The organism is Microbacterium umsixpiens (genome assembly GCF_053543675.1).
In genome coordinates, this window is record NZ_JBLVOH010000104.1 from 9,663 (window position 1) to 11,599 (window position 1,937).

Annotated in this window: 2 protein-coding genes; one reads left to right on the top strand and one right to left on the bottom strand. The window is 67.7% G+C overall.

All coding sequences use genetic code 11. From position 1 onward, the window contains the following. On the bottom strand, positions 1-953 hold a 953-nt coding region (locus tag ACNPM4_RS10645), incomplete at its 3' end, for a PrsW family intramembrane metalloprotease (RefSeq protein ID WP_448985660.1). An 89-nt stretch (positions 954-1,042) separates the two neighbouring features. On the opposite strand from ACNPM4_RS10645, the gene ACNPM4_RS10650 reads away from it, so the two are divergent. Then, positions 1,043-1,912, top strand: a complete 870-nt coding sequence (locus ACNPM4_RS10650; RefSeq protein WP_400858721.1) for a fumarylacetoacetate hydrolase family protein — start codon at positions 1,043-1,045, stop codon at positions 1,910-1,912. Positions 1,913-1,937: the final 25 nt, after the last annotated feature.

The window sequence follows — 1,937 nt, forward strand, 5'->3', positions numbered from 1 at the left end:
GTGAGGCGCGCCTCTTCGCGACGGAGAGCGACGATTCCGAGGATGAAGCCGACGAAGAGCGGCACCTGCAGGGTGAAGTACAGTCCGAAGAAGTCGGCGAAGGTCGCGGACCCGTTCCAGAGTGCGTGCAGGAGGACTGCTCCGAGCATTCCCAGCAGGCCCGCACCGATCGCGGAGCTCGCCGATCCGTGTCGCCGCGCGACCAGACCGATCGCGAAGCCGGTCACCGCCGTGAACATGGCGTGTGCGAACGGGGACAGGATCGCGCGCACGGCGAAGGTGACGGTGAGCTGCTCGCCACCACCCTCGATCAGGCTGACCGCGAAGTACTGGATGTTCTCGGTGAAGGCGAACCCCGCGCCGACGAGTGCTCCGTACACGACACCGTCCACCGGACCGTCGAAGGCGCGACGGGCGAGCAGGAAGATGAGGAAGACCCCGAGTCCCTTCCAGAACTCCTCGACGATCGGCGCCTGCACCACCGCCGTGAAGGCATCGGAGGTGATGCCGAGCAGGATCGTCAACCCCACGTCGACGAGCAGAGTGAGCCCCGCAGCCGCCAGTGCGCCCCAGGCGATCGCGAAGAACACGAGGCGCTTCGGCTCCGGTTCCCAGCGGTCGATCATCCGGACGCCGAGGAACACCACGGTCAGCGGGATGAGGGCGAGCACCAAACCGACGACGGAGGCGAAGACACCGAGCGCCCACCCGAAATAGCCGACCAGGGCGAGCAGCAGGAAGCCCAGGAAACCGAAGAGCCAGAGCGAGATCGTGCGCCCCTTGCGCGTCGGCACCGGCAGCGCGGGCAGCGACTCGGCCGGCGACGGCGCGACCGGAGCAGGCGGTGTGTACGGTGTCGGCTGGGCCAGACGCGAGGCATAAGCCGGCTGTCGCGGGGGTGGCGGCATGTACGGCGAGGGCTGCTGCGGCGGCGGGGGTCCTCCGAAACTCATAGCCAAAGCTTATGGGGAACAAGAGAGACGCCTCGGGTATGGCTGAGTCCTCCACCCGCTCGTCGCCCGGCAGCCGGTAGCGTAGAACCATGCGGTTCGCTCACCTGCGCCGTCCTGACTCCCCGCGCACGGTTCTCGCCGTGGTGCAGGACTCGGACGCCATCCTCGTCTCTGATCTCCTGAACGACGCCCCTGCCACGCTGCAGCAGCTGATCGAGGGAGGGGACCCTCTCCTCGAGCGACTGCGCGCCGCGCTGGCCGCCGCAGACGCGGAGCGCCATCCGCTCGGCGACTGGGCGTTCTCCTCCGCCGTGATCGCTCCCCCGGCCGTGCTCGCCGTCGGCCTCAACTATGCGGCGCACTCCAGCGAGCTGGGCTTGAAGACCGATGCGGCACCGACCGTGTTCACGCTGTGGCCGAATTCGCTCACCGGACACGAACAGACCACCTCCTGGCCGCGATCCCTCAGCGAGGCCGTCGACTACGAGGCCGAGCTCGGCGTGCTCATCGGAACCCCCGCCAAGGACGTCAGCGAGGCGGATGCTCTCTCGCACGTCTGGGGCTACACCGTGGTGAACGACATCACCGCCAGGAACATCCAGTTCTCCGAGGCGCAGTGGTCGCGATGCAAGTCGTTCGACGGATTCACCCCGACCGGACCGTTCGCGGTGACCGCGGATGAGATCTCCGACCCGCAGGATCTGCATATCTGGGCGGTCGTGGACGGCCACACGGTTCAGGACGCCAGCACGGACCAGATGGTGCGCTCCGTCGCCAAGCTGATCGCGCACCTCTCGCAGTCACTCACGCTGCTGCCCGGAACCCTCATCTCGACGGGCAGCCCCGGTGGCGCCGGGTATTCGCGGGATCCACAGATCTTCCTGCGCGACCACTCCACCGTGACCGTCGGAATCGACGGCATCGGCGAGCTCACGACGCATTGCCGCATCACCGACTGAGCAGCTCGACGCACGAAGAGGGGGG

What these genes read in the sequence shown, in the direction of transcription:
- ACNPM4_RS10650 (WP_400858721.1), top strand. Translation starts at nt 1,043, where the DNA reads ATGCGGTTCGCTCACCTGCGCCGTCCTGACTCCCCGCGCACGGTTCTC.